Source organism: Nocardia sp. CA-128927 (genome assembly GCF_050955855.1).
Lineage (GTDB): Bacteria > Actinomycetota > Actinomycetes > Mycobacteriales > Mycobacteriaceae > Nocardia.
This window is the reverse complement of sequence record NZ_CP192087.1, coordinates 4,545,064-4,571,432: the sequence shown is the minus strand read 5'-3', so window position 1 is coordinate 4,571,432 and position 26,369 is coordinate 4,545,064. Positions and strand designations below refer to the sequence as shown.

27 protein-coding genes are annotated in these 26,369 nt (G+C 66.8%); 8 read left to right on the top strand and 19 right to left on the bottom strand.

What is annotated here, in order from left to right:
* Window positions 1-380: 380 nt before the first annotated feature.
* Window positions 381-1,793: an MDR family MFS transporter gene (locus tag ACQPW1_RS21545; RefSeq protein ID WP_433664499.1), complete on the top strand. Its 1,413-nt coding sequence runs from the start codon at window positions 381-383 to the stop codon at window positions 1,791-1,793.
* Here the strand turns inward: ACQPW1_RS21545 and ACQPW1_RS21540 are convergent.
* Entirely contained in the window at window positions 1,790-2,776 is a 987-nt protein-coding gene (locus tag ACQPW1_RS21540; RefSeq protein WP_433664498.1) for an endonuclease/exonuclease/phosphatase family protein, read from the bottom strand. The two genes, ACQPW1_RS21545 and ACQPW1_RS21540, sit on opposite strands and share 4 nt — an antisense overlap.
* A 285-nt stretch (window positions 2,777-3,061) precedes the next feature.
* Between ACQPW1_RS21540 and ACQPW1_RS21535 the strand changes: the two genes are divergently transcribed.
* On the top strand, window positions 3,062-4,960 hold the full coding sequence (locus tag ACQPW1_RS21535; RefSeq protein WP_433664497.1) for an ABC1 kinase family protein: 1,899 nt from the start codon (window positions 3,062-3,064) through the stop codon (window positions 4,958-4,960).
* Window positions 4,961-4,963: 3 nt separating this feature from the next.
* On the opposite strand, the gene ACQPW1_RS21530 is transcribed toward ACQPW1_RS21535, so the two are convergent.
* The 6 genes from ACQPW1_RS21530 to ACQPW1_RS21505 all read right to left on the bottom strand — a co-directional run bounded on the left by ACQPW1_RS21530 (window position 4,964) and on the right by ACQPW1_RS21505 (window position 9,558).
* Window positions 4,964-5,719, bottom strand: a complete 756-nt coding sequence (locus ACQPW1_RS21530; protein ID WP_433664496.1) for a hypothetical protein — start codon at window positions 5,717-5,719, stop codon at window positions 4,964-4,966.
* Complete coding sequence (locus ACQPW1_RS21525) at window positions 5,716-5,931, bottom strand: hypothetical protein (RefSeq protein WP_433664495.1); 216 nt, start codon at window positions 5,929-5,931, stop codon at window positions 5,716-5,718. Before ACQPW1_RS21525 ends, ACQPW1_RS21530 begins: the two co-directional genes overlap by 4 nt.
* Before the next feature lie 87 nt (window positions 5,932-6,018).
* A complete protein-coding gene (locus ACQPW1_RS21520) occupies window positions 6,019-6,912 on the bottom strand; it encodes an NADP-dependent oxidoreductase (RefSeq protein WP_433664493.1) in 894 nt (297 codons plus the stop codon).
* A gap of 28 nt (window positions 6,913-6,940) precedes the next feature.
* Complete coding sequence (locus tag ACQPW1_RS21515) at window positions 6,941-7,195, bottom strand: 2Fe-2S iron-sulfur cluster-binding protein (RefSeq protein WP_433664492.1); 255 nt, start codon at window positions 7,193-7,195, stop codon at window positions 6,941-6,943.
* Window positions 7,192-8,535 carry an oxygenase MpaB family protein gene (locus ACQPW1_RS21510; protein ID WP_433664491.1) on the bottom strand — a complete coding sequence of 448 codons (1,344 nt, stop codon included), beginning with the start codon at window positions 8,533-8,535 and terminating at the stop codon, window positions 7,192-7,194. Before ACQPW1_RS21510 ends, ACQPW1_RS21515 begins: the two co-directional genes overlap by 4 nt.
* A 3-nt stretch (window positions 8,536-8,538) precedes the next feature.
* Window positions 8,539-9,558 (bottom strand): oxygenase MpaB family protein, encoded by a 1,020-nt coding sequence (locus tag ACQPW1_RS21505; protein WP_433664490.1) that lies wholly within the window; start codon window positions 9,556-9,558, stop codon window positions 8,539-8,541.
* A 47-nt stretch (window positions 9,559-9,605) separates the two neighbouring features.
* On the opposite strand from ACQPW1_RS21505, the gene ACQPW1_RS21500 reads away from it, so the two are divergent.
* A complete protein-coding gene (locus tag ACQPW1_RS21500; RefSeq protein ID WP_433664489.1) occupies window positions 9,606-10,271 on the top strand; it encodes a TetR/AcrR family transcriptional regulator in 666 nt (221 codons plus the stop codon).
* A gap of 122 nt (window positions 10,272-10,393) precedes the next feature.
* Here ACQPW1_RS21500 and ACQPW1_RS21495 read toward each other — a convergent pair whose 3' ends face one another.
* Window positions 10,394-11,833 (bottom strand): amino acid permease, encoded by a 1,440-nt coding sequence (locus ACQPW1_RS21495; RefSeq protein WP_433664488.1) that lies wholly within the window; start codon window positions 11,831-11,833, stop codon window positions 10,394-10,396.
* Between the two features lie 321 nt (window positions 11,834-12,154).
* Window positions 12,155-12,982 (bottom strand): NADPH-dependent oxidoreductase, encoded by an 828-nt coding sequence (locus ACQPW1_RS21490; protein WP_433664487.1) that lies wholly within the window; start codon window positions 12,980-12,982, stop codon window positions 12,155-12,157.
* Window positions 12,983-13,123: 141 nt separating this feature from the next.
* On the opposite strand from ACQPW1_RS21490, the gene ACQPW1_RS21485 reads away from it, so the two are divergent.
* On the top strand, window positions 13,124-13,885 hold the full coding sequence (locus ACQPW1_RS21485) for a siderophore-interacting protein (protein ID WP_433664486.1): 762 nt from the start codon (window positions 13,124-13,126) through the stop codon (window positions 13,883-13,885).
* A 26-nt stretch (window positions 13,886-13,911) separates the two neighbouring features.
* Here the strand turns inward: ACQPW1_RS21485 and ACQPW1_RS21480 are convergent, their stop codons facing one another.
* Window positions 13,912-14,796: an alpha/beta fold hydrolase gene (locus tag ACQPW1_RS21480; protein WP_433664485.1), complete on the bottom strand. Its 885-nt coding sequence runs from the start codon at window positions 14,794-14,796 to the stop codon at window positions 13,912-13,914.
* 162 nt (window positions 14,797-14,958) lie between these two features.
* Between ACQPW1_RS21480 and ACQPW1_RS21475 the strand changes: the two genes are divergently transcribed.
* The gene (locus tag ACQPW1_RS21475) at window positions 14,959-15,402 is read left to right on the top strand and encodes a hypothetical protein (RefSeq protein WP_433664484.1); all 444 of its coding nucleotides are present in this window, start codon (window positions 14,959-14,961) and stop codon (window positions 15,400-15,402) included.
* Between the two features lie 63 nt (window positions 15,403-15,465).
* On the opposite strand, the gene ACQPW1_RS21470 is transcribed toward ACQPW1_RS21475, so the two are convergent.
* Genes ACQPW1_RS21470 through ACQPW1_RS21460 form a run of 3 tightly spaced genes read right to left on the bottom strand, consistent with a single transcriptional unit; the run spans window position 15,466 to window position 18,246 of the window.
* Window positions 15,466-16,518 (bottom strand): ABC transporter substrate-binding protein, encoded by a 1,053-nt coding sequence (locus ACQPW1_RS21470; protein WP_433664483.1) that lies wholly within the window; start codon window positions 16,516-16,518, stop codon window positions 15,466-15,468.
* A gap of 2 nt (window positions 16,519-16,520) precedes the next feature.
* Window positions 16,521-17,408 (bottom strand): ABC transporter permease, encoded by an 888-nt coding sequence (locus ACQPW1_RS21465; RefSeq protein ID WP_433664482.1) that lies wholly within the window; start codon window positions 17,406-17,408, stop codon window positions 16,521-16,523.
* The gene (locus ACQPW1_RS21460) at window positions 17,398-18,246 is read right to left on the bottom strand and encodes an ABC transporter ATP-binding protein (RefSeq protein WP_433664481.1); all 849 of its coding nucleotides are present in this window, start codon (window positions 18,244-18,246) and stop codon (window positions 17,398-17,400) included. Before ACQPW1_RS21460 ends, ACQPW1_RS21465 begins: the two co-directional genes overlap by 11 nt.
* A 146-nt stretch (window positions 18,247-18,392) precedes the next feature.
* Here ACQPW1_RS21460 and ACQPW1_RS21455 point away from each other — a divergent pair, with 146 nt between their 5' ends.
* On the top strand, window positions 18,393-20,081 hold the full coding sequence (locus ACQPW1_RS21455) for an ATP-binding protein (RefSeq protein ID WP_433664480.1): 1,689 nt from the start codon (window positions 18,393-18,395) through the stop codon (window positions 20,079-20,081).
* A complete protein-coding gene (locus ACQPW1_RS21450; protein ID WP_433664479.1) occupies window positions 20,063-20,734 on the top strand; it encodes a response regulator transcription factor in 672 nt (223 codons plus the stop codon). Before ACQPW1_RS21455 ends, ACQPW1_RS21450 begins: the two co-directional genes overlap by 19 nt.
* Here the strand turns inward: ACQPW1_RS21450 and ACQPW1_RS21445 are convergent, their stop codons facing one another.
* The 3 genes from ACQPW1_RS21445 to ACQPW1_RS21435 all read right to left on the bottom strand — a co-directional run bounded on the left by ACQPW1_RS21445 (window position 20,735) and on the right by ACQPW1_RS21435 (window position 22,881).
* Window positions 20,735-21,454: a hypothetical protein gene (locus ACQPW1_RS21445; protein ID WP_433664478.1), complete on the bottom strand. Its 720-nt coding sequence runs from the start codon at window positions 21,452-21,454 to the stop codon at window positions 20,735-20,737.
* 31 nt (window positions 21,455-21,485) lie between these two features.
* Complete coding sequence (locus tag ACQPW1_RS21440) at window positions 21,486-22,220, bottom strand: hypothetical protein (protein ID WP_433664476.1); 735 nt, start codon at window positions 22,218-22,220, stop codon at window positions 21,486-21,488.
* 94 nt (window positions 22,221-22,314) lie between these two features.
* A complete protein-coding gene (locus tag ACQPW1_RS21435) occupies window positions 22,315-22,881 on the bottom strand; it encodes a carboxymuconolactone decarboxylase family protein (protein ID WP_433664475.1) in 567 nt (188 codons plus the stop codon).
* 66 nt (window positions 22,882-22,947) lie between these two features.
* Between ACQPW1_RS21435 and ACQPW1_RS21430 the strand changes: the two genes are divergently transcribed.
* A complete protein-coding gene (locus tag ACQPW1_RS21430) occupies window positions 22,948-23,322 on the top strand; it encodes a winged helix-turn-helix transcriptional regulator (RefSeq protein ID WP_433664474.1) in 375 nt (124 codons plus the stop codon).
* A 29-nt stretch (window positions 23,323-23,351) separates the two neighbouring features.
* Here ACQPW1_RS21430 and ACQPW1_RS21425 read toward each other — a convergent pair whose 3' ends face one another.
* The 3 genes from ACQPW1_RS21425 to ACQPW1_RS21415 form a co-directional block, all read right to left on the bottom strand.
* Window positions 23,352-23,792 carry an LppP/LprE family lipoprotein gene (locus ACQPW1_RS21425; RefSeq protein WP_433664473.1) on the bottom strand — a complete coding sequence of 147 codons (441 nt, stop codon included), beginning with the start codon at window positions 23,790-23,792 and terminating at the stop codon, window positions 23,352-23,354.
* Window positions 23,793-23,944: 152 nt separating this feature from the next.
* The gene (locus ACQPW1_RS21420) at window positions 23,945-24,637 is read right to left on the bottom strand and encodes an HAD family hydrolase (protein WP_433664472.1); all 693 of its coding nucleotides are present in this window, start codon (window positions 24,635-24,637) and stop codon (window positions 23,945-23,947) included.
* The gene (locus tag ACQPW1_RS21415) at window positions 24,634-26,190 is read right to left on the bottom strand and encodes a mannitol dehydrogenase family protein (RefSeq protein WP_433664471.1); all 1,557 of its coding nucleotides are present in this window, start codon (window positions 26,188-26,190) and stop codon (window positions 24,634-24,636) included. Before ACQPW1_RS21415 ends, ACQPW1_RS21420 begins: the two co-directional genes overlap by 4 nt.
* Window positions 26,191-26,369: the final 179 nt, after the last annotated feature.

Below are 26,369 nucleotides of genomic sequence, written 5' to 3'. Positions count from 1 at the left end.
CCGCATGCGACGAGAGCAATACGTCCCATTCGTGCCGTTTTTTCGTCCGATTTCACCTGATCGGACAAATGACGTTAACCATTACCTACGTCGCATTAAACTGATGGAAACATTCCACACATCCCAGCGAGACGTCCAGTAGCGTCAAATTGATAGCTAGTTGTTTGCCGGAGATGTGCGGCCGTCCAACTTCGTATGTACGGCCGTCCAACACCGGGCCACGGCACCCCTACGCGGCACCGGCCCGATCGGGTGCCGACGCGGACCGACCGCAGGCCACGTCGACACCTGAACGCCGAGAAAATTCCGAGCGGGAATAGCTGTGCCCGGACTACGTTCGTTGATGATGGTTAGTTCAACAAAAGAAAGGGCCCGCGCGCGTGGCAACCGGGACAGTGGCATCATCGGTCGGCTTTCGATCGGAGCGTGGCGCCATACTCGGTGCGCTGATGCTGGCGACGGGGCTGGTGGCACTGGATTCCACCATCATCGCCACCGCGGTGCTGACCATCACCAGCACGCTCGGCGGGTTCGCGCAGTTCCCCTGGTTGTTCTCCATCTATCTACTGGCGCAGGCGGTCACCGTCCCGATCTACGGCAAGCTGGCCGACACGGTCGGGCGTAAGCCGGTCCTGATGTTCGGGATCGCTGTGTTCGCGCTCGGCTCGCTGCTGTGCGGGCTGGCGACGAGCATGCTCGGGCTGATCATCTTCCGCGCGGTGCAGGGCATCGGCGCGGGCGCGATCCAGCCGATGACGATGACCATCGCCAGTGACCTCTACACGCTGACCGAGCGGGCCAAGGTGCAGGGTTACCTGGCGAGCGTGTGGGCGATGTCTTCGGTCGCGGGACCGCTGCTGGGCGGTGTCTTCGCCGATTACCTCAGCTGGCGCTGGATCTTCCTGATCAACCTGCCGCTGTCGGCAGTCGCAGCCTGGATGCTGCTGCGCAAGTTCACCGAGACCGCGCCGCGGCGCAAACAACGGGTGGATTATCTCGGCGCCGCCCTATTAACAGTGGGTGCGGGTGCGCTGATCCTCGGCTTGCTCGAGGGTGGGCAGGCCTGGGCGTGGGGCTCCCCTGCGAGCATCGGCATCTTCGTCGGCGGTGCGCTGCTGCTGGTGCTGTTCGGCCTGGTCGAGTGGCGGGCGGAGAATCCGATCCTGCCGCTGTGGGTGTTCACCCGGCGGGTGATCATCGCGAGCAGCCTCGTCTCCGTGCTCGTCGGCACCATCCTGATCGGCCTGACCTCCTACGTCCCGACCTTCACGCAGGGCGTGCTCGGCACCAGCGCGCTGGTCGCCGGACTCACCGTCGGCGTGCTCACCCTCGGCTGGCCGATCGCCGCCTCGCTGGCCGGAAAGGTGTACCTGCGCATCGGTTTTCGGTCGACCGCGCTGATCGGCAGCGGGCTGGCGACGGTGGGTGCCGCGACCACGCTGCTGATCAACGAGAATTCGACGCTGTGGCAGGTGGCCGCATCGTGCTTCGTTCTCGGTGCGGGCATGGGTCTCGTCGCGACGCCGACCCTCATCGCGGCGCAGACGAGCGCGGACTGGTCCGAGCGCGGCGTGGTTACCTCGGCCAACATGTTCGGGCGCTCGATCGGCAGTGCGGTCGGCGTGGCGATCTTCGGTGCGATCGTGAACGCCCGGGTCGGTCACACCGATCATCCGCTGCCGTCGACCCTGTCGTCGGCGGTGCACCTGGTCTTCATCACGGTGCTGGTGATGGCGGCCGTGATGGTGCTGGCCTCGGCGTGCATGCCGAGCCGTAAGACGGTGGTCAGCTAGGCGAACTCGAAGGTCGCGACGACCGGCGCGTGATCCGATTCGGGGTACTTCTTGTCCGTCGCGAAGTCGGCCGACTCGTCGTGCAGCAGCTCGTTGTGGATCTCGGTGCCGCGGTAGTTGGCGAGCATGTTCCGGGTGACCAGCAGGTGGTCGAGCATCTGCCCGCGGCCGTGGTGGAACAGCGAATAGCGCGAGGATTCGGGGACGGTGGACTCCAGCGGGACCAGTACTCGCCCGGCCAGCGCGCCGTTGCCGGTGTCCTCCACATCGCCGCGGATCGCGACCAGCGGCACCTCGTCGGCCGTGGAGTTGAAATCGCCCGCCACCACGATGCGGGCGTTCGCGTCCTGGTCGAGGATCTGATCGACGAGCCGCCGGACCTCGACGGCCTGACTCATTCGTTTCATCGAGGACAGGAACGAGCCCTCGGCGGCGGCGCCCGCGTCGCGCCAGGTGAAGCGATCGAGCTTCTGGCCGGCGATGTCGGTGGGCAGCTTCGACTTCAGGTGCACGACGATCACGTGCAACGGCGCGCCGAGCAGATCGAGTTCGACGTGCAGGATCGGTCGTTCGATGGCGATCGACTGTGGTTGCGCGGCAGGCGGATTCGAGGTCAGCACCTGGTAGACGGGTGCCGCGACCAGATCGTTGAGCAGTTGAGCGTGCGCGGTGACCGGCAGCGCGGTGACCACCGCGAGGTTGCGTTCGTCGAACACCTCGCCGTTGGCCTTCTCGGTCGAGACGATGCCCGAGCCCGCCAGGGCGGTGTCTTGCAGCAGCTCGGTCAACGCGATCAGCGAACGCGGCTGTCCCGGCCGCTCCTGCCCGTTCACCTCCTGCAGGCAGAGGATGTCCGCGCGGAGCCGGTTGATCTGGGGCCGCATGATCGCGATGCGGTCCGCGAGCGTCGGCGTGAACGGGGTGGGATTCGGCGTTTCATCGAAGTTTTCGAGATTGAACGTCGCGATACGCAGGGTGACCATTGCACACATCCTCATCAGGCCCCGACGGTTTCCAACACCTCAATTGTCGACCCGCGGGGCCGGTTCGGTATGCGTACTCGACTACCTGAAAATCTCCGTTCACGCATCGGCTACGCGCATACGCCGGTGGGCATCAGGGGGATCCCCGATGTTCAGGTCCCGCGTGCTCCGGCATGCTCGGGCTTGTGGCAAATCGCGGGTGGTCGTGATGACGGTGGTGTCGGCGGTGTTCGTGATCGTCGGCTGGGGCTGCTGGTCTGGCTCGTCGCGACGGTCGCCCGGTGAATGATCGGATCACCGGTGGGCTGGCCGCGGACGGTGCTGCTCTCGGCCGTGTTGCCGGTGGCCGGGTCGGCGGCGGCGACCGGGTTGGCGGGCAAACTCGGGCTGGCGGACGCTGCCGACCAGATCCAGCATCTGTGGGGCGCGCTCACTGTGGTGGTGCTGTTGTGGGCGTGGATCTTCGTGCTGTGGCTCGCGGTGCTGTATGTCGCGGAGATCGTGCTGCCGAGTGGCTCGATACCCGGGCCGGTCGCACTGTTCCGGGCGTGGCGGCGGTCGCGGCAGGAGGCGATTCGCTACTGGCAGTTGCTCGGGGTGCTGGTCCGGCACGGGTTGGGCGGGTTCCTGCTGCGTGGCTCGCGGGCGCATCCGGATCGGACCAGCGCGGCGGCGGCGAATCTGCGGGACGCGTTGAACGACGCGGGCGTCACCTTCGTCAAGCTCGGCCAAATGCTTTCCACGCGACGGGATGTCATCCCGGACACCATCGCCGACCAGCTGGCGACGCTGCAGACGGATGCGACGCCGCTGCAGTGGGCGCGGGTGGAATTGATCATCGCGGCGCAACTCGGACGCCCGGCCACGGAGGTGTTCGACTCGATCGAGCAGGAGCCCTTGGCGGCCGCGTCGGTCGGGCAGGCGCACGCGGCCGTGCTCGCGGACGGCACCCAGGTGGTGGTGAAAGTGCAACGGCCAGGGGCGCGTATCCAAGTCGGCCGCGATCTGCAGATCATGCGGCGGATCGCGCGCAGGCTCGAACGGGAGGCGCTGTGGGCGCGCGAGATGGGGGTCGCGGATCTCGTCGAGGGCTTCGCCGCGTCGTTGACCGAGGAGCTCGATTACACGGTCGAGCTCGACAACATGCGCAATCTCGCTGCGGCGCTGCGTGATTCCAGCACCGGTAAGCCCGCGATCACGATTCCGGTGGCCTATCCGGCGTATTCGTCGTCGACCATGCTGGTGATGCAGCGGCTGGACGGCACGCCGGTCGGTTCGGCGCGGCGGGTGCTCGATGAACTCGACTCGGACACAAGGGCGTTCGCGGCGTCGACGCTGTTGGCCGAGACGCTGCGACAGATCCTCGTGGCCGGTGTCTTCCATGCCGATCTGCACCCGGGCAATGTGCTGGTCGATAAGGCGGGGCGGCTCGGTCTGCTCGATTTCGGGGCGGTGGGCAGGCTCGATGAGACCGAGCGGCTGGCGTTGACAGCCTTTCTGGTCTCGATCGACGGGGATGATTCGGTCGGTGCGACCGATGCGATGCTGCGGTTGCTCGGGGAGCCCGCGGAGTTCGAGCGGCGGGCGTTCGAACGGCGGATCGGGCAGGTCATCGTGCGGTTCCGGGGCGGGTTCGGGGCCGGTGGGAGCAAGGCGCTGTTCGGCGAGATGGTCGCGCTGATCACGTCGGCAGGGTTCTCGATTCCGGGTCAGGTGGCGGGTGTCTTCCGGACGCTTGCGGCGGTGGAGGGCACGTTGCTGTTGCTCGATCCCGGTTTCGAATTGCTGGTCGCCGCACGGCGGGTGGGGGACGATGTGCTCGCGCCGATGCTGGCACCGGATCGGCTCGCGCTTCGCGCCAAGGGTCAGGTGCTTTCGGTTCTTCCTGTGCTGCAACGTCTTCCGGGGCGGATCGATAAGATCACCGCGGATCTCGAGGCTGGGCGGTTCAGTGTCGGTGTGCGGGTGTTCGAACATCCTGCCGACCGGGCGTTCGTGTCGGCGCTCGCGCAGCGGCTGATCACGGCGTTGTTCGCCGCGGCGTGCGTGGCGGCCGCGGCGGTGCTGCTGGTTGCCGGGAACAAGGCCGAATTGATCGACGGTGTCGCGGTTTCCGCCGTGCTCGCCGCCGCGCTGGGGCTGATCGGGGCAATGCTCGGTATTCGGACGTTGTTGCGTACCTGATCGCTAGGACGCCGGGTGACGGTCGGCGAGTTCGGTGCGGGCGCGGTCGCGGTGTTCGGGCGGCAGTTGGTCGACCGCGGCGCGGACCGTCGCGAGGGCGGTGTCCGAGAGGCCGTCGAGGGTGCTGCGGTATTCGTCCCAGAGGTCGTGTTCGGCTGCGGCCCTGAGCATTTCGGCCAGTTTCGCCTCGGATACCAGGCCGACCATTCGTTCCAGGTGCTCGACGTCGTCGACGAGGACGGCCGCGTGGATCAGGGCGGTTCCGTCGAGAGCTGATTGCGCGGCGCGGGCGGCGTTGTCGGAGATCGTGCCCATCAGATCACCCAGGGTGATCCAATCTTCGTGCTTGGCAAGTAATTTGCCGACCGCGACGATCGTGTCCGTCGGTACCCCGGCGATGATGTAGGCCGAGCGGCGCGGGTCGAGCAGCGGGGCGACCTCGGCGAGGAAGTCGACCGGCAAGCGCTTGGCGACGTCGACCGCGTGGGACGGTTCGAGCACGTCTGCCATGCGCGCCGCGAGCAGCGCGTTGCGGTTGCGCGCCACCAGCTTTGCGATGACCGGGGCGGGGATCACCTTTGCCGCGGCGGCGGTTTTGCGCAATCCGCCCGACTGGCTTTCGAACAGTAGGTCGGCGACCTGGAAGCGGAAGTCCCTGATGTCGGCGGCGGGGACGTCGGCGAGATAGGCAAGCTGCTCGACGGGGACGCCGAGGGTGCGGGCAAGTTTGATGAGCTGGGCGCTCGCTGCGTCGGTCACAGCCCGGCCGCCTTCTTGACCGCGCCGCGCAGGAAACGGGGAACGAAATCCAGCAGCGAGTACGCGGCGGTTTCGAGGTCCTTCGCTTGTTTACGCCTGGCTTCGGCGACCACCGTGGCGAGTTCGGCCTGGATCTCGGGGGTGAGCGCGGCGATACCGGCGGGCAACTCCCCCGGCACGAGCTCGTCCAACGTCTTCGTCGTCATGGTCATGGTCACTTCCTCCGCGGCTCGACTCGCTGCCGAATCGCCCAGCCCTCGCTGACGTCCGGCTTCGTTGTGCGCAACCTTACTGCGCGGTCAGGTTGCCCGCCGCGCAGTGTCGAGGACCAGCTTGCCCCGGAGGTGACCGCCGTCGAGCAACCGGTGCGCGTCGGCGACGCGCTCGAACGGGAACACCTCCTGCACATGGACCCGGAGCCTGCCCTGTTCGACGAGTTCGACGAGACCACGCAGGGCGACCGGATCCGGGTCGACCGCGATGCCACTGAATCGCACCCCGGCCGCCGCGAACTCGGCGGCCAGCTCCGAATCCTCCTCGGCGACCGCCGTCACGAGATGGCCCCCTGGGCGGAGCACTCCGAGCGACCGCGCGGCGGTGTCGCCGCCGATCGTGTCGAGCACGACGTCGATGTCGCGGACCGCCTCGGCGAAGTCGACCGCCGTGTAGTCGATCACCTCGTCGGCGCCGAACCCCTCGACGAACTCCCGCTTGCTCCCGCTGGCGGCCGCGATCACGTGCGCGCCAAGCGCTTTCGCGATCTGGATCGCGACATGACCGACCCCACCGCCACCGCCGTGGATCAGGACGCGGTCGCCCGCGGTCACGCCGCCGAGGTCGACCAGGCCCTGCCACGCCGTCAGCCCGACGACCGGCAACGCCGCAGCCTCGACGTGCGAGAGCGACGCAGGCTTGCGCGCCAGATGCAAGGGCCCGGTGCGCCATGGTGAACTGATCGAGCTGATCGGCGGCATCTCCCGCAAGATGCTTACCCAGACGCTTCGACGGCTCGAGTCGCACGGACTCGTCCGCCGTGACGCGTATGCCGAGGTGCCGCCCCGCGTCGAGTACGAGCTCACCCGCTCGGAGCGACGCTGATCGATCCGATCCACGTACTGACCGAGTGGGTGAGGGCGAACGGCGACGCGGTCCTCGCTGCGCTCGACGCCGGTACCGAGCCGGTTGCTCAGCACGGCTGAATGCTTACCGCTCCAAAGGTTGTCAGAGGTCGAGGACGAGGTGGGTGAGCGGGCCCGGGGCTGTTATGCAGAGACGGAGGGGGCGCGGGTAGTGGTCTGCGGAGCGGGGGCCCGTGGCGGACAGGGCGACCGTTTCGCAGGTTCCGCAGATGCCTGCTCGGCACATCGAGTCGATGGGGACGCCCTCGTCTTCCAATGCCTCGAGCACGGTGAACGCGGGTGGGACGAGGACTGTGCGGCCCGATCTGCGTAGTTCGACCACCAAGGGCGGGGTCATCGGACCGGGCAGCGGGCGAGGCCGGTGGCCGAGTCGTCGTGTTGGTCGTAGGGGGTGCCGTAGATGCCGACGCGGGCGGCGAGCAGCTTGGCGACCTTCGTGTTGCGACGCCAGACCGGGTCGTCGGCGGCGGCGCGGCGCGCCCTACGGCTACGGGCACCCGGTAGTGCGTCATCGAGGGCTCGTAACCGGACGTCGACCGATGCCGCGACGCCGGTCAGTGTCGACCATGGTTGTACCGGGACGTCACGTAATGGCGTGCTGCGGACCAACTCTCGCACGAGCGGTTCGCTGCTGAAGTAGGTCAGCAGGCCGAGAAGGGGTGCCGTCGCTTGGACCTTCAGTCGATCGACCACGCTGGTGGCGCCCGCGAGGCGGTGAGTGGCCGCCCCGGCCATGTTCGCGGTCCATTCCGGCGCGACACCGGCCGTGGCGACCATGTAGTCCGACATCTCCATGCCTTCGACGGCCGTGCGCGGGATCAATTCGTCCGCGACGCCGAAGACGTAGGCGATGTACGCCCAGTAGTGCATCACCGCATTCAGTTGTCGCTCAGTGCACTTGCGGCCGTGGGCGTGGTCGAAGCACATCGGCGACAGGCCGAATGTCACCGCCGCGCCCATCATGGTGCTGTTGGAGATGGGATTGCCGTGCGTGGCGAAATGGTCGGCGCCCCAGGCGCGGCGCAGTCCGGCGCGGACCTGGGCGTGCATGATCCGCACGCGCACAGTGTCTTTGAAGACCGGTGACCAGCGCTCCATGCCGCCCCGGACCGTCACGTTGCGGAACCAGGTGGAGGTCTCCAGGTTTCGCCGATACGGATCGTTGACGAAACGGCCGGTGGCCCCGGTCGCGGAGGCGACCTCGGCACCGACGAAGGTGCCCATGAAGTCCTGCACGCCCATGGCGAGCTTGCCGGAGGTGGAGACGTTGATCCACAGTTGGCGGCCGTATTCCCAGAGGTCGGGGTCGTACCAGTCCGGCGGGTTGTCGAGCGTCGCGAACAGCGCGACCAGTTCCGGTGGCGGATCGTCCAGGGTTTCGATGCCGTGATCGAGTGCCTCGTCGAGCAGCCGTCTCCCCTCGGCGGTGCCGATCCGGCGGAACGCGGCGACCAGCTGGTCCATCGGCTCGTCACCCTGCCAGAGGTGGTCGGCCATGAGTCGGGTGCGTGCCGTCTCGGCGGGGACCGGCCGCACGTCGATCCACGGTGCCAGGATCGATTTCCTTGGCTCGTACCACAATTCGGAGGCGACGGCGCGCGGTGGCGGTGGGCGCAGCGGCATGCCCGGGCGGTAGTAGTAGTCGTAGGGGTGCGCGGCGGTATTCACGTCCAGCATCGGTCAAAATCCTGTCAGTTGCCGGAATTTCGTGGCGGGGGTCGAGCCGTGGTCGGCGTGCACCGGGCAGTAGTGCTTGGGGTCGTCACGATGCTCGGTTGCGGGCCAGAGCAATTGGGGTGCCTCCGGCGGTGCCAGCGCCGCGGGTCGCAGGCCGCGTTCGCGGCGGCGGCCCGCTCGGATGCGGGGGAAGAAGTAGCGGATCTCGTCCGGTGTCACCCGGTTCATCGCCGTGAACAACGCGCACCAGCGGTCGAAGGCGAATTGGTCCCGTCGAGTCCAGGTGAAGCCCATCGTGCGCCGGATCGCCGGGTCACACAGGCCGATGGTGAGGAACTGATAGAAGCGGGCACCGAAGGGGCGAACCATCTTCTCCCACAGCGGTTTAGGCAGCATGTCCAGCACGGGGAACGGTGGCACCGGTGCGTTCTCGGCCAAGCGGTACACATCCCATGCGGCGGGTGTCGACTCCAAGACGTTCTCGCACATGTCATTCCAGTAGTCCTGGAACTCCGGCCAGCTCTTCGGGACGACCCGCATGCTCATGCCGTACATCTCGTACCACTGGTACTGCTCGCGCCACAGTTGTTCGCGTTGCGCGGCTGAGAGTCCGCCCATGAGCAGTTCGCCCGCGCGCAGTGTCTGCACGAAGAAGACGGCGTGCGCCCAGTAGAAGGTGCCGGGGTCCAGTGCGTGATACCGCCGACCTTGCGCGTCGATGCCCTTGATTGTGCGGTGGTAGTTCACGATCTCGCGTGCGGTCTGCTCGGCCCGCGGGCCGTCGAAGACGACGCCGACAATCGGATACGCCGAGCGCAGCACCCGTTGATAGAACTCGTCCTGGATCTCGGAGTGGTATTCGACGCCCGCGCCGAGCCCGGGATGCATGTTCTGCACCATGCCGAGGAACAGCCCGGTCGGCGCGAAGTAGAGCGAGCCGAAGATCTGCCAGGTCAATGAGTCCGGACCGAGCGGCACGGGCGCCTTGTGGCTCTCGTGCACCACGTCATTGTGTGCAACCATGAAACGATGCTGACACGAACAAATGCTCGCGTTCAATTCGTCTTCTGATGCCACCGAAGACGCGGAAAACGCCGCAGCAGCAACGCTCGCGGGAGATGGTGCAACGCATCGTCGACGCCGGGCAGACGGTGCTGATCAAGCATGGTTATGACGGTGCGTCCACCAACCGGATCGCCGACGCCGCCGGGATCAGTCCCGGCTCGCTGTACCAGTACTTTCCGGGCAAAGACGCCATCGTGACGGCGGTGATCGACCGCTACAACAGTGAGGTCGCGTCGCGGGTGCACAGCAGTGTGCTGGCGCAGCTCCATCAGCCGCCCGAAACCGCCGTTCCGGCAACGATTTCCGCGTTGCTCGACGCGCTGGGCAGTCATCCGGCGCTGCTGCGCGCGGTCATCGAACAGACGCCGCGGCTCAGCGGCGACAACACCGTCTTCGCCTTCGAACAGCAGATCGGTGATCTGGCGCGCGTCGCGCTGACCATGCATCGGAACTCGCTGCCCGACGATGTGGACTTCGAGGCGGCCTCGTGGATGCTGGTTCGCGCGGTAGAACATCTGGCCATCCGCTACATACTCGACCAGCCCCCGGTTTCCCGCGAACGGTTTCTCGCCGACATCACGCGGCTGGTGCTGAACTACTTTCGCCCTGCGCCGGGGTCTCTACCTGCGAAAACCCCGACACCACGGTCATCACGAGCAGAACGCGAGTAGGAGCGTCCGCGGGGTTCGGCGACCCGAGCCGCACACCTACTGATTTCCCGCACAGTGAATCGCATGCGATTCACTGTGCGGGAAATCAAAGAGTGTGCGGCTGCCTTGTCCTGGCGTGCGACCTAGCGCGCAGTGGTGGTGCGTGCGGGATCTGTTGTGCCGCCGCTCTTTCCGAGACGAGTGAGCGTGAGGTAGCCGATGGACACCACTGCTGCCCATACGATACCAACGACCACGGCGGTGCGACCACTCTCGGTGAAGAACAGCAGGACGACCACCAGCGCGAGGAACGCCAGTGCCAGCACAGTGCTGTACGGCGCCCCGGGGAGCCGATAGTCCGCCGCAGGCAGCTCACCGCGAGCCACCCTGGCGCGGTAGATCAGGTGACAGACCAGGATCATGCCCCAGACGAAGATGATGCCGATGGTGCTCACCGAGGTGATGTAGGCGAACGCCTTGTCCGGCGAGATGATGTTGACGATCACGCCGATGACCATCGCGGCCGCCGAAGCCGAGATGCCGATGTAGGGCACGTGCCGCGAGCTCAGCTTGTTGAGCACCGACGGCGCTTCCCCGTGCAGCGACAACGTGCGCAGCATGCGGCCGGTCGAGTAGATGCCGGAGTTGCACGACGAGAGCGCCGCGGTGAGCAGCACGAAGTTGATGATGCCCGCCGCGCCGGGGATGCCGATCTGCTGGAACACCTCGACGAACGGGCTCTTGCCCGCGTGGAAGGTGCGCCAGCTGGACACCGACATGATGACGATGAGCGCGCCGACGTAGAACAGGCCGATTCGGAACGGCAGCGTGTTGATCGCCTTGCGCAGCGTCTTGCGCGGTTCGCGCGCCTCGCCGGCGGTGACGCCGACCAGCTCCACACCGACATACGCGAACAACACGATCTGCAGCACCAGCAGCGACTGGCCGAAGCCGTTCGGGAATACGCCGCCGTCGGCCCACAGGTTGGTCACGGTCGGGTTGGCGGCGTGGCCGAAGCCGATGGTCAGCACGCCGATGCCGAGCAGGATCATGCCGATGATCGCGGTGACCTTGATGGTGGAGAACCAGAACTCGCCCTCACCGAACAGCCGCACCGAGATCAGGTTCGCCGCGAACATCACCGCGAGCACCACCAGTGCGGTGATCCACGGTTGGATGTCGAACCAGTACTGCACGTACTTGCCCGCCACGGTGATCTCAGCCATGCAGGTGGCCACCCACACCGCCCAGTACGACCAGCCGGTGACGAAACCCGCGTAGCGCCCGAGGAATTCGTGCGCGTACTCGGCGAAGCTGCCCGAGACCGGACGATAGGTGAGCAACTCCCCCAGCGCGCGCATGATCACGAAGATCGCCACGCCCGCCGCCAGGTAGGCCAGGATCAGGGCGGGTCCGGCCTGCTCGATCGCGCCGCCCGCACCGTAGAACAGGCCGGTGCCGATCGCGCCGCCGATGGCGATCATCTGAATGGTCCGCGGGCTCAGGCCGCGCGAGTAGCCCTCCGAGTCGCCGGTCGAATCCTGCGTTCCAGCGTCCGATAGATGACTGTCGGCGGCTGTCATAGTGCGGTCCTTCTCTCTTGCGGCAAACAACGCGACGCCCGGGATCGTCGGTCGGTGACCCCGGACACATGACATGGGATCATCGCATGTTCCGGAATCGGACAGCACGTCACGCCACCCGTCGGTCGCCTCGCACGCAGCCGGGTGGACCGGACACCGCAGGTCAGCGCCCTGAACGCAGCATGCGTGCCACCGACAATTCATCTGGGGAGACGCGTTCGGTCGCGGCGTCGACCATCCGATGTAACCGTCGAGGCTCCGTGGAACCTCGACGGCCGGATCCGCCGCAACGACCCGCGCTGTGGGGAGAAGGTTGCCGGGTTACTTCAGATGGAAGCCGTGGTTCTCCAGGGACGTGCGCAGGCGGTGGCGGCCGTTGAGGCTGGCGGCGGTCGCGAGGCGGGCCAGGACGCGTTCGGTCCAGGAGTGTGAGAGTTGTTGTTCGGCATAGAATTCGGCGATGCGGGTCTCGTAGTCGGTGACGTGTTCGCGTTGGGCTGCTAGGTCGTAGGTTTCGTGGTGCAGGATCGCGCCCTGCGGCAGGCGGGGTTTAACCTTAGCGTTCTCGGTCGGGTCGGGGTGGCCGACGAGGAGGCCGAAGACCGCGAAGACCTGTGGGGGCAGATTCAGTTCCGCCGCAACGTCTTCCGGGTTGTTACGCAACGCGCCGAGGTAGACCGTGCCGAGGCCGAGGGATTCCGCGGCGACGACCGCGTTCTGGGCGGCGAGGGCGGCGTCGATGAATCCGACGTAGCTGGATTCGAGGTAGTCGGCCCCCTCCAGCGGCGCCTCCTGGTCGTCCGCGAGTTGCCGCAGCCGCGCGAAATCGGCTGTCCAGACCAGCAATACGGGCGCCTGCAAGATGTGGGCTTGATTGCCCGCCAGTGTCGCCAGGCGGGCCTTGCGCTCGGGATCGCGTACCGCGATAACGCTCCACACCTGCAAGTTCGATGAGGTCGGTGCGGATTGGGCAGCCGAAATCAGCAGGCGCAGCGTGTCATCCGAGACCGGGTCGGCGAGATAGCGGCGGACCGAGCGATGCTCGTGCAGCACCTGCAATACCGGGTTCCACTGGGTGGGTTCGGTAGGCTTGGGGTCGCGGTAACGCTGCTGCACCAGGTGGGTCGGTGTCGGCACGGTCTGGGTCATATCCGCCATCCTGGACTGCCGCGGCGTGTTCGTCAGCGGTTGCTCGCACGATGAGCCGAACGGCTACGGGGGGATTTCGTTGGAGATCAACTCGGAGTAGGGTCGGTAAGGTAACCCTAATTAGCAGTGGGAGGAACACCTATGGCCCGACCTCGCACCACCCTGACCGTGCAGCACACCGAGTGGTTGAGCCCGCACCTGATCCGGGTCCACCTCGGCGGCCCCGGCTTCGCCGCGTTCCAGGTCAGCGAGTTCACCGATTCCTACGTCAAGTTCATCTTCGAACGTGACGGCATCGAGGTGCTGCGCACCTACACCGTCCGCTCGGTCGACCGGGACGCGGGCCAGCTCGCGGCCGATTTCGTGTACCACGGCGCCGAGGGCATCGCGGGCCCCTGGGCGGCGGAGGCCAAGCCGGGCGACACCATCGACCTGTTCGGCCCCGGCGGGGCCTACTCGCCCCGCGCCGACGCCGACTGGCACCTGCTGGCCGGTGACGAGGCGGCACTGCCAGCCATCGCCGCCGCGCTCGAGGCGATGGACCCGACGGCCGTCGGGTACGCGTTCGTCGAGGTCGCCGGACCCGACGACGAGTTGCCGCTGCAGAAGCCCGAGGGCATCGAGCTCACCTGGCTACACCGCGGCACCCAGGCACCGGGCGAAGCGCTCGCCGAGAGCGTTCGCAACGCGCCGTGGAAGGACGGGCAGGTCCAGGTCTTCATCCACGGCGAGGCGCAGGCGGTCATGCACGACATGCGCCGCTATGTGCGCCGGGAACGCAATGTGACCGCCGAGTGGGCGAACTCGATCTCCGGTTACTGGCGTCGCGGACGCACCGAAGAGGGCTTCCGCGAATGGAAGGCCGAGCTCAAGCAGAAGGAAACCGCTCCGGCGAGCAGCTGAGCACACCGCTCTGAAGCGGGGCGTCCCTACCGGGCGCCCCGCTTTCGGTGTACCTCTTCGATCCCCGAAAGAGTCGCCGCGACATACGTCACCGGGTCGACAAGGAAAACATCGTGCGCGGCGTCGATTTCGATCACCGTCGCATCGAGCAGCGCAGCCAGCGCCCGCTGATCCTTGGGCGGCACCGCACCATCCCGCGTGGTGACCACGGCCACCGTCGGCAGTCCCGCAAGCTCCGCCGCATGCGGCCGGAAATCGAACGCATACTCGGCCAGGATCACATCGACGATCACTCGCGGATGACACTGCCCCAGCTCCGCCCGCAACCACGGCCACAGCCGCGCGACCTCGTCCGATTTGACCCGAGCCTTCCGGAAGTAGGACAGCGGCACCGATCGCCCGATCCCGCCACTGCGATCCGCAAACGGTCGCAGCCCCCGAAAGAACACCCGCCCGATCTTGTCCTCGGCACTATCGAACGCCATCGCGGTGGCTTCGAACACCAACCCGCGCACCCGATCCCGATGCCGCCGAGCGAACTCCAACCCCACCGGCCCACCCAGCGAATACCCGCACACCACCACCTGATCGATCCCCAGCGCGTCCAACACCGCAGCCGCATCATCAGCACACTGCGCGATATCGAACCGCTCCCTTGCCCCCAACGCCAGTCCCCGCCCATGCCCCCGCATGTCCATCGCGACGACCCCGTAGCCATCGGCAACCGGCTGCATCAGATAACAGAAGTTCACATCGGCCGTCAACGCCCAACCATGCAGCAGCAGAACCGGATTCGCACCGGACGCATACCGGACAGCAACGCTCGACCCGTCGGCCAGCTCGACATCCCGACGTGGCGGAAACGCAACCGGAGCGGCGATCGCATCACCACTTCGTGGAAGACCCGTCATCTACTCGACGGTAGCCGACATTCGCGCCGCTCGTTCGACCAAACCGCGCGGAGCTTCGTACTGTCCGCTTTGCGCGCTAGATCACGTTTCCGGGTAACGTTCACGACGGGGGGCGGCCGAGCTGCAACCTGTGCTGAATATCGAGATGAGGGGGAATCATCCATGATTACAACACTTTTGAGTAGGCGCCTGCGCCGGTTCGGTCTCGGTGCCGCCGTGGCCACCGCGGTGATGGTGCTCGCCGCGCCCGCCGCGTCAGCGGCTGAAGCCCGCATCACGATGTCCTCCGACAACGGTACGTTCTCGGTCTGGTCGACCTATACGGTGACGGTCACGGCGGACCCGCCCATGGAAGGAGCGGTCAGCCTCTGCTTCTTGGTCGATGGCATCGCGGGGTGTACCAGGCAGCCGATCCCAGCAAAGAACGGCACTGCGACCTATCAATGGAGACCGACTCAGCAGGGCAAATACAGAATCGACTCCACGTATGTCTATGCCGATCCGCACGGGCCGGGCGGACGCGCCGGAGTCAGCGATCGTGTGACGATCTGGGTCTACTGCCCGGGCCACCAAGGGCAGTCGTGGGACTGCCGCCGAGAGCCCTGAACCGACTAACCGGCCGATGCGCCGTCCAGGGCTTCCTGGACGGCGCATCGGGTTCCGGGTGAGTTACTGCTTGGGGGCGCGCAACGCCTCCTCCACGAACTGCGTGGTGTAGGTCTTCGAGAGATCGATGCGGTCCTTCATCGGGGCCACGTTGCGGGAGTACTTGCCGAGGATGTTCAGGACGTTTTGGGCGCCTTCGGGTTTCATCAGGCCGTCGCCGTTGAACATGCCGATCGAGTCGCGGATGGATTGGATGTAGAGGTCTTTGCCTGCGCTCGCGTATTGCGAAGGCATCTTGGCGGCGATCTCTTCCGGGGTGTGGGTTTTGATCCACTTCAGGGTCTGCACGAAGGCGGCGGCGAGCTTGCGCACGATGTCCGGGTGGGCGTCGACGGTCGCGCAGTTCATGTACAGCGACGTGGCGGGATAGAGCCCGCCGAGGGCGGCGCGGGTGCCCGCTTCGGTGCGCATGTCGACCAGGATTTCGGCCTCACCGGAGTTGACCATCTGGGCGACGGTCGGGTCGGTGGTCATGCCCGCGTCGATGCCGTTGTGGTTCATGCCCGCGATGAACGTCTGTCCCGCACCGACTTTCACCCGGGTGTAGTCCTTGGTGGTCATGCCCTGCTGGCCGGTGAGCGCCTGGGTGAGGAAGTCGGTCGACGAGCCGAGCGACGTGACACCCAGGTTCTTGCCGCGCATGTCCGCGGTCGATTTGATGGTTGCCGCGTCCTGCTTGGAGACCAGTTCCACCTCGCCGGGCACATCCGAGAACTGCACCACCGATTTGATGCACTGCTCCTTGGCCTGCAGGTCGATGGTGTGGTCGTAGAACCCGACGACTCCCTGCACATCGCCGGTGAGTAGCGCGGTTTCGGCGTTGGCGCCGGACTGCTCGCCGAGCAGCTTCACGTCGATGTCGTTGCTGTCGAAGTAGCCGAGCTGTTTGGTGAGCATCGCGGGTAGGTAGATCACCTTCTCCAGCCCGCCGACCATGATGGTGATCTGTGGCCGCCCGTTCGCCATCGGAATGTGCCGGGAATCCCGGCATCCCGTGGCCAGCAGCAGCGCCGCGATGGCAACGACGACGATCGTCACATGTTTGCGGTACCTCATGCTCAGATCCCGTGGCCCGAAGTCGCCTGCGACGGACGCCATTTGAGCAACTTGCCCTCGGCGATGCCGATCGCCCATTCCGCGAGCAACGCGATCACCGTGATGATGATCATGCCCGCGTAGATGCCCGCCGAATCGAAGGTGCCCTGGGCGTTGCTGATCAGCAGACCCAAACCCTTACTGGCACCGGCGTATTCACCGACCACGGCACCGATCAGGGCGAAGCCGAACGCGGTGTGCAGGCTGGACAGGATCCAGGTGGTCGCGCTCGGCAACACGATCGCGGTGAGCACCTGCCGCTTGCCCGCGCCGAGGATGCGCGCGTTGTTGATGACGTTGCCGTCCACTTCGCGAGCACCGGTGAAGGCGTTGAAGAACACCGCGAAGAACACCAGCACGACCACCGTGGCGACCTTCGAGCTGAGCCCGAGACCGAACCAGATGATGAACAGCGCCGCGAGCACGATGCGCGGTACCGCGTTGAGCGCCTTGATGAACGGCGCGAGCACGTCGGCCCAATACCGGCTGCGGCCCAGCAGCGTGCCGAGCACGACACCGGCGACCGCACCGATCAAGAAGCCGAGCACGGCCTCCTCGACGGTGGTGAAGATCTGCAGCCAGATCGAGCCGAATTGGGTTCCTTCGGTGAACCATTCGACCAACCGGTCCCAGATCAGCGATGGCTTGGAGTAGAAGAACGGATCGATCCACAATGAGGCGGTGAGCTCCCACGAGCCGAGCCACAGTGCCACCAGGGCCAATCGCAGGCCCCAGGTGCGGGTTCGCGCGCGCCGGGCATTGGTGCGCACCCGGGTGAGGATCTGCTCCTCGGTCTCGTTCTCCGGCACCGACGCTGCGCCGGCACCCTTTTCGAGGACGTTATGCGACACGGGAGGCACCTTCCTTACCCGCCCCGCTGGCTCCGCCAGCTACCGTCCCCCTGGTGGCTCGAGCCGCCTCGACCTCGTCGCGCAGCGTTTCCCAGATCTCTTTGTAGATATCGCGGAATTCGGTGGTGAGCCGGATCTCTTCGACATCGCGTGGCCGGTCGAGCGGGACGGTGAAGTTGCCGCACACCGTCGCGGGGCTGGCCGTCATGACGACCACCCGGTCGGCGAGCACGATCGCCTCTTCCAGGTCGTGCGTGACGAAGATGACCGCCGCACCGGTGCCCGCCCACACGCGCAGCAGTTCGTCCTGCATGAGCTGGCGGGTCTGCACGTCGAGCGCGCTGAACGGCTCGTCCATCAGCAGGATTTCCGGATCGTTGACCAGCGTCTGCGCCAGCGCGACGCGCTTGCGCATGCCGCCGGACAGCTGATGCGGGTAGTAGGTCTCGAACCCGGACAGGCCGACCTTGTCCACCCAGACCGAAGCCTTCGCCCGCGCTTCGGCTTTCGACGCGCCGCGCAACCGCGGACCGAGGGCGACGTTGTCCAGCACGGACTTCCAGGGCAGCACGGCGTCCTGCTGGAACATGTAGCCGATGCCGTCCGGGATGCCGTCGACGTCCTTGCCGCGCACCAGCGTCCGGCCGGCCGAGGCGGGCTCGAGGCCGGAGACGAGGGACAGGGTGGTCGACTTGCCGCAGCCGGTCGGGCCGACCACGGAGACGAATTCGCCGGGGCGGACCTCCAGGTCGAGGTTCTTGACGGCGGTGTGGATGCCGCCCCCGGTGCCGGGGAAACGCTTCGTTGCGCTCCGCAGCTCGATGAGTGGGTGGTTCATGGTGCTAGCTCCTGCGAGATCGAGGTAGAGCGAACGTACGTGTCCCCGGTCACACGGCGGAGCTTGTGCGCACAAGCCGTGCAAAGTACCGATTCGCTGGTTCTGCGCATTCTGCTCACCCTCGGCGGGTGGTCTATGCTGCGGCAATGGCGAATGAGGGCGCGCCTGCCGTGCGATTGAGGACTCAAGTTCTGCTGCTGCAGATCATGGTGGTCACCCTGACCCTCGGCGTCGCCTTCGCCGTATTCGGCTACCTCAGCGACCAACGTCTGCGCGACGGATACGGCCAGCGCGCCCTCGCGATCGCGCGCGCGGTGGCGGCCGAGCCCGTGGTGCGGGACGAGGTGACCAAGTACGCGCCCGGCGCGATCAGCACCGACCCGCAGCTGCGCGAGCGCCTCGCCACCGGGCCGTTGGAGCGGATCGCCATCGACACGACGCAGCGCACCGACGCGTTGTTCGTGGTGATCACCGATGATTCCGGGATTCGGCTGGCGCATCCCGATGCGGCGCGGCTCACCGAGCACGTGAGTACCGATCCGTCGGGCGCACTGGCGGGGCGCGAGGTGATTGCCGAGGAGCGCGGCACGCTCGGCGACTCGGTGCGGGCGAAAGTTCCTGTGCTGGAACCTGGTTCGGATCGGATCGTGGGTGCGGTCAGTGTCGGGATCTCCACCGACGCGGTGCGTGATCAGCTGCTCGACGACCTGCGGACGGCGGGGCTACTGGTCGGTGCTGCACTGCTGGTCGGGATCGCGGGATCCATGCTGCTGGCCCGTCGTTGGCGCGGGCTGACATTGGGGTTGGAGCCAGCCGAACTCGCCGAGTTGGTGCGCGGTCAGGCCGCGGTGTTGCACGGCATCGGCCGCGGCGTGCTCGCCGTCGACTCTTCTTGGCGCACAACGTTTATCAACGATGAGGCGCGCAGGTTGCTGGGGATCGGCGCGGATATCGGGCGGCCGGTGGACGAGATCGGGCTGACGCCAAGGGTTCTGGAAGTGTTCCGCGGGCTCGACGAGCAGCCCGCGTCGGCGACGGTCGGTTCGCACATCGTCGTCGTCGCGGCGCGGCCGGTGCATCGGGACCGTCGCGACCTGGGCGCGGTGCTGACCGTTCGGGACCGCACCGATGTGGAGGCGTTGACTCGTCAGCTCGACGCCGTGCAGTCGATGAGCACGGTGCTGCGCGCGCAGCGCCACGAGTTCTCCAACAAGATGCACCTGATCAGCGGCTTGCTGCACGGTGGCCGCACCGAGGAAGCCTCGCGCTCGATCGACGAGATGATCGGCGCCGGTCCGCTCGGAGCCGCCGCGCCCGGCATCGACGCCATCCACGATGCCTACCTGCAAGCGTTCCTCGCCGCGAAAGCGGCGCACGCCCGCGAGAGCGGCGTCGAACTGGTCCTCGGCCCGAACACCTGGGTGGACGGCAGCCTCGTCGATCCCGTCGACGTGACCACCGTGCTCGGCAATCTGCTCGACAACGCGATCGAGGCCGTGCGCGCCTCAGAGAATCCGGTCAAGCAGGTGGAAGTCGAACTGGTGCAGGAGGATTCGACGCTGCACATCGTGGTGGCGGACAGCGGCGACGGCGTCGCACCCGAGCTGATCGATGTGCTGTTCACCGAAGGTACCTCCACCCGCGACAGCGGTGATGTACCCGGCGGCCGGGGTGTGGGCCTGGCGCTGATCAGGCAGATCGCCCGCAATCACGGCGGCGACGTCCGACTAGCCAGTCCGCGTGGCGGCACTCCCCCGCTGACCGGTGCCGAATTCAATGCTCGTATTCCAGAAGTGCTCGTAGACAGCAAGGTGTCATGGCTCCATCAGATCTGACCGTTCTCGTCGTCGACGACGACTTCCGAGTTGCCAACCTGCACGCCGGAATCGTCGACTCCATCGCCGGTTTCACCGTGGCAGGCACCGCCAACACGTTGGCCACCGCCCGCGAAATCCTGGCCGCCGAACCGGTCGACCTGGCCCTTGTCGACGTCTACCTTCCCGACGGCTCCGGCATCGACTTTGTCCGCGAATTACGCTGCGACGCCATGGTTCTCACCGCCTCCACCGACAGCGGCGCGGTCCGCGCCGCCCTCTCCGCCGGTGCCCTCGCGTTCCTCGTCAAACCGTTCCCGCACACCGAACTCGCCGCGCGGTTAGCCGCCTACGCCCGCTACCGCCGGATCCTCACCGCCCCGCAGGTGGACAACGCCCGAGTCGACGCCGCCCTCCAAGCGCTGCGCCCCACAGCCAGCACCAGCACCCCGACCCCGGTCACCTCCCCCACCAAAGACCTTGTCCTGCACTCGATCCTAGATGCGGGCATCCCGCTCTCCGCCGGTGAAGTAGCTACCGCCATCGGCATCTCCCGCGCCACCGCCCAGCGCTACCTCGCTACCCTCGTCGGCACCGGCACGCTCCGCATGAGCCTGCGCTACGGCAGCACCGGCCGCCCGGAACAGGAGTACTCGGCCGCGCCCCGGGGGTGATCAGACCGTGTCGACCTGCTGGAATTTGACCTTCTTGTCGACGCCGCGGGCGCCCGGCTGTCCCGGCGCGCCCGGCGCACCTACGGCACCCACTTTGCCCGGGCTGCCGGGATCGCTCGCGGCATGCGAGTAGTCGCTGCGTGCGCCGCTCGAGTGGCTTCCGATATCACCGGGGTCGCCGCCGCGCCCGGCACGTCCAGCCGCCCCGGCCGCGCCCGGGTCACCACCTTTGGACTTGTAGATGTTCTGCCCGGCACTCTGATCGTTGACGTAGTAGACGAAGATGTCACCGGCGTCGCCGCCGTTGAGTCCGTTGCCGCCGTTGCCCGCCGGGCCACCTTTGCCGCCGTCGCCGCCGTAGGCGTCCGGTTCGCAATCCATGCCGTAGCCGCCCTTACCGCCCTTGCCACCGACACCGCCCGCGCCACCGGCACCGCCGTCGCCGCCCTTGCCGCCGGCGACATCGATCTCGATGTCGCTGCCAAGCACCTTGACGTGCAGTTCGACCACGCCGCCGGTACCGCCGGACACGCCGTTGCCGCCATTTCCGCCGACCCCGCCGTCACCGCCTTGGCCGCCGCGGCCGGCCCCTACGTCGCCGACGAAGAACCATCCGCTGCAGTTGGCCTGCGCGCCAGGGCCGCCGGGCTGACCATCCGGGCCGGCCACCCCATCAGGCCCCTTCGGTCCGTCGGTACCCCGTTTGTCGATGCCGCCCATGATCGGCTCCTTCCTTGCGCACCAGCGCTTTTCAGCGCCAGCCTTGCGATACTGCCTGTGCCCGTTGCCGGATCTCGTCGATCCCGAGCCGGTCCGTCCAATGCTCGATCGGACCCGGGTCGGGCCCGATCCCGGCCATCTCCTGCCAGACCATCGACTGCCAGTCCGGCGGTTTGGGGTCGCCTTGTATCCGGTCGCAGGTCAGCATGAAGTGGCTGCCTTCCGGCACGATCCAGCCGGTGTGCCGGAACCGAACGTTTCGAGCCGTCAGTCCGTGAATCTTGCGGCTGACATAGAGAATTCCGCGCACATCGAGATCGAGGCCGGGGAACTCCACGGTTCGCCAGACCGGGCTGCCGAGTGTCGTCGGCGCGAGGAAGGACACGGCTTTCCTGGCGATCAGCATCGCCTCGGTCGAGTCGTAGCCACGATGTTCGAGGTGCCGCGACGTTCGCCGGATCGTTTCCGCGGCGATGGCGTACTCGTGCGGGACGGGCACGATGCCGGGGATCGCACGATCGCCGAACCAGCGCCCCGCCTCGTCGACGAAGACCGCGTCGGGCAATGAGATCCGTTGCGCCAGTTCACGTGCTTCGTGCAGGTGGTCCCGCTCGACCGAGGACGGAATGATGCCGAGCTCGTACATGTCGTCGAGACTGGACGGCCGTCGCTCCACCAAGTACGGCGCCGCGGGCGAATCCGGACTCGTGGAGAAGACGACCGGCGCCGCTCCCTCTTCGATGACGAATGTGTCGTGTGCCCGCATGGCCGGTCCTTCCGCCGCGTTGTCCGTCGACGGTAAGTGCGGGAACCGGTTGCCACACGAGTAGTTGACTACTCGATCAGCGGTAGCTGCCGGTTCACGCCGGGAAGCGGCGGGCCCAGGTCTCGTGTTCGATGCGGGCGGTGTTGATCACGGTGCTGAGCAGGCGGTACCAGCCGGTGGTGGTGATCAGTTCGAGGATTTGGTCGTCGGGGCAGCGGGCGTGCAACTCGGCCCATAGGGCGTCGGAAACTGTTGCGGTGTCGTGGATTTCGTCGACGAGGCGGATCAGCGACGTGTCGTCGGCGGACCATGCGGGGTCGTCGGGCTTTCCTACGACCGTGGCGTCGATCTGTTCGGCGGTCAATCCGACTTCGGGGGCTTGGATTACGGCGTGGATGCCCCATTCGTATTCGGCGTTCGCGCGGGCACAGGTGCGGAGGATGACGATCTCGCGGTCGCGGGGTGGGATGCGGCCGTGGCCGAGGATGCCCGCGCCGAGGGGGCGCATTCGGCCGAAGAGGTCGTCGTGGATGGCGAGGGTGCGGAACAGGGCCAGCGGTTCGATGGCCGAGCCGGGCGGCATCCACTTGAGCAGTTGTGCCTCGATTTCAGGAGCGTAGGGCGGGCTCAGTGGCGCGATGCGTGGGGCGGGGTCAGTCATGGTCGATCCTCATGCTTCCAGCGATGACGTATTCTTGCTTCGAAAATAAGAGCAAGGACGGTGACGATGGTAGCTTCGGAATCCGAAGCGGGCAAGACTCCGGTGGTCGGCGGGCCGGTGCGTGGGTCGCGGACCGGGCGCCCGATCATGGTGCTGCTGGATCTGCTGGGCAGGCGGTGGGCGCTGCGGGTGCTGTGGGAGTTGCGCGACGGACGCGCGGTGACGTTCCGGGAGTTGCAGGCGCTGTGCGGAGGCGTCTCGGCCAGCGTGCTCAACGATCGATTGCGCGAACTCCGCGAGGCGCGGGTGGTCGCCGCGGAACCGAACGGGTATCAGCTCAGCGCGGACGGTCTCGACCTCGTGGCGGCGCTTGCGCCACTACAGGTCTGGGTGCAGCGTTGGGCGGACGAACCGGAACCACCAGCGGGACAACATCACTGAAGCCCCGCACACCCGAATCAAGCGGCGTGCTACTTCGGCGGGGTGCCGATCATCCGCACTTTCTGCCCTTCCCAACGGAATTGGACGCGAGTGACAGTGCCATCGGGGCAGGCGTTGCAGCTACCGGGTGTCTTGTAGGCCAACCCGACCGTGTCGTCGTTGGTGCTGTCGACATCCAGCGACGTGAACCCATGCGCCTCCGGCGTCGCCGTGCCGAGATAGGCACCCTTGTGGAACAACAACGCCTGGTTCGGCGAACTCCCCGTCGCCCCTTGCACCGTGATGATCACCGTCGACAAGGTGGCACACGGATCGAAGTTCCCCTCGAACCCGCGCGCATCGGTGGACCACGGTGCGTGCGTGACCGATTCGGCGGGCAACGCCGCGACAGCCGACTGGATCACCTGAGCCGTCAGATCAATACCGCACCCGGCGGGCACACCAGACGTCGTCGGCACCGCGTTGTGCACATGAGTCTCCGATGACCCACTGTCATTTTCGGCCGCACATCCGGTAGCCGCCATGGCAAGTCCGGCACACATCACCAACACAGGTCGAGCTATCCGCACCACGAAAGATCCTCTTCAGGTCCGCCGACAGATTCGAGCTAGCTCGGATCAGCCTATGCGGTCGGCGCGGTCGACGGCGCATTGGCCACCGCGAGGTATTCGATCACCTGATGCAGGTCCGGATACAGCCGGTGCGCCAGCTGCCGGGTCTCCTCGGTCGGCTGCACCAGATCGGGCACGAGGATGCAGCGCAGGCCCGCGGCACACGCGGCACGCAGTCCGTTGGTCGAATCCTCCAGCGCGAGTGTGGTTTCCGCTTCACCGCCGAGCGCCGCCATCGCCTTCAGGTACGGCTCGGGGTCGGGCTTGCCCTTGGTCACGTCCTGCCGCGTCACCACCACGTCGAACCGGTCGGCGATCCCGGCCAGTTGCAGATGGTGGTCGGCGCGGTCCCGCGACGACGAGGTGGCGATCGCCTTCGGCACCCCCTGCGCGTCCAGGGCGTCCAGCAGCGCCACCGCGCCCGGCTTGGTCTCCAGCCTGCCGCTGTCGACCAGCTGACGCAGGTGCACGTCGTGCAGGGCGAAGTACTCCTCCAGCGGGAAACCCCGCCCGTAGGCGGCCGCGGCGAGCGTCCGGCACCGGTCGGCGGGCACGCCGATCATGCTGCGGCAGAACTCGATCGGCATCGCGTAGCCGAGCTCAGCACCGGCGCTGACCAACGACTCCATGGCCAGGCTTTCCGAGTCGATCAGCAAGCCGTCCATATCGAAGACGACCGCGCGAACCGGATTTTCGGCGTTCACCCGTTGCTCCCTTCCGATTGCGGCGCCAGCCTGCGCCGGACCGCGGCCTCGACACCGTCGCGGCTGATCTCGGCCAGGGCGTCACCGACCTGTCGCTGCACACTCTCCAGTTCAGGTAGCGTGCCGAAGATATCGGTGCGCTGCAAGAACGCCTGCGCACAGCGGTGCGGATCGGCGTCTACGAGCACCGCGAGCGAATCTTCCCTCGGGTCGATCAGTTCCATCACCGCGCCGGGGGCGTGGCTCGCGGTGAACCAGCGGATCCACGCGGCGATCAGCAAGGTCGCTCCGGGGGTCGGCCTGCCTGCCTCGATGTTGTCGCGCAGGGCGTCGACGACGCGCGGCATCATCTTGTCTGAACCGTTGCGGCCGATCCGGGTCATGTCCTGGGCGATGGCCGGATTGCGGAAGCGACGCATCAGATCGTCGACCGTCCGGTGCAATTCAGGGGTCGCGAGGGCCAGCGTCGGCCCCTGCTCGTCCAGCATGAACTGCCGGGCCAGCGCCGCGAGCGCCGGGCTGGCCGTCGCGTCGGCGATGGTGCGGTGGCCTGCCACGCCGCCGAGGTAGGCGAGCAGCATGTGCGTCCCGTTGAGCAGCCGCAGCTTGGCCAGCTCGTAATCCTTGACGTTGGAGACGAATTGGGCGCCGCCGAGTTCCCACTGCGGGCGCTCGCCCTCGAAATCCTCGATCGTCCAGGTCATGAACGGCTCGGCGGATACGGGCGCGAGATCCTCGATGCCGCCGAGCCAGTTGCGGGCCACCGCGGCGTCGGTGGGCGCGGTCGGCTGCACGATTCGGTCCACCACGCTGTTCGGGAACTGAACGTGCCTGGCGATCCACTCGGCCAGATGATCGTCGCGCAGCAGCGCGAAATCGATGACCGCGCGGCGCAGGGTGCTGCCGTTCGCGCACAGGTTGTCGCAGCTGATCACCACCGGCGGGGTGCCGCCGCGGCGCCGGACCAGCTCGAGGCCCTGCGCGAGCATGCCGATCGGCGTGATCGGCCGGGTCGGCGACCGGAGGTCGTGGCGGACGCCGGGGCAGTCCACCTCCAACCGTCCGGTGACCGGCGAGACGCAGTAACCGCTGGCCGTGACGGTGAGCGTGACGATCTTGACGCGCGGGTCGGCGATGCGCTGCGGCACGCCGATCAGGTCTGTCGGCGCGTGTACGGCCTCGGTGATCGAGCCGACCACTTCCACCCGCGCCTGCCCGTCTTCATGCAGCAGCGTGGTGTACAGGTGGTCCTGCGCCCGCAACGCGTCGACGACGGTCGGGCGGTTGATCGCGACGGCGGCGATGCCCCAGCGTGGATCGCCGGTCTCGTTCATCGCGTGCTGGGTGGCCAGGGCCTGGTGCGCCCGGTGGAACGAGCCGCAGCCGAGGTGCAGGATGCCGGTGGTCAGGCTGCGCGGAGCAAACCCCGGCCGGGCGACCGAGTCGGGCAATCTGGTGAGCATGTCGGTGGACAGACGCGGCACCACCTTGCCCGGCATCCGGGACGTCATTTCGGTTCGAGTTTTCTTCGCCGTAATCAGCGGCACACGCATGTGCGGCCTCCGTTGGGTCTGCGAGAAGGAGCGATATAGAACGCCTTATCAGCATTGACTAAGCGACGTTTCACACGGTATGTCAGGCCTGCCAGTATTTCGACAGCAAACCCCGAATTGCCCAACTGAAGGCACTTCGCCGCAGGTCACTAGCTGTATTGCAAATATTCCGTAAAGCA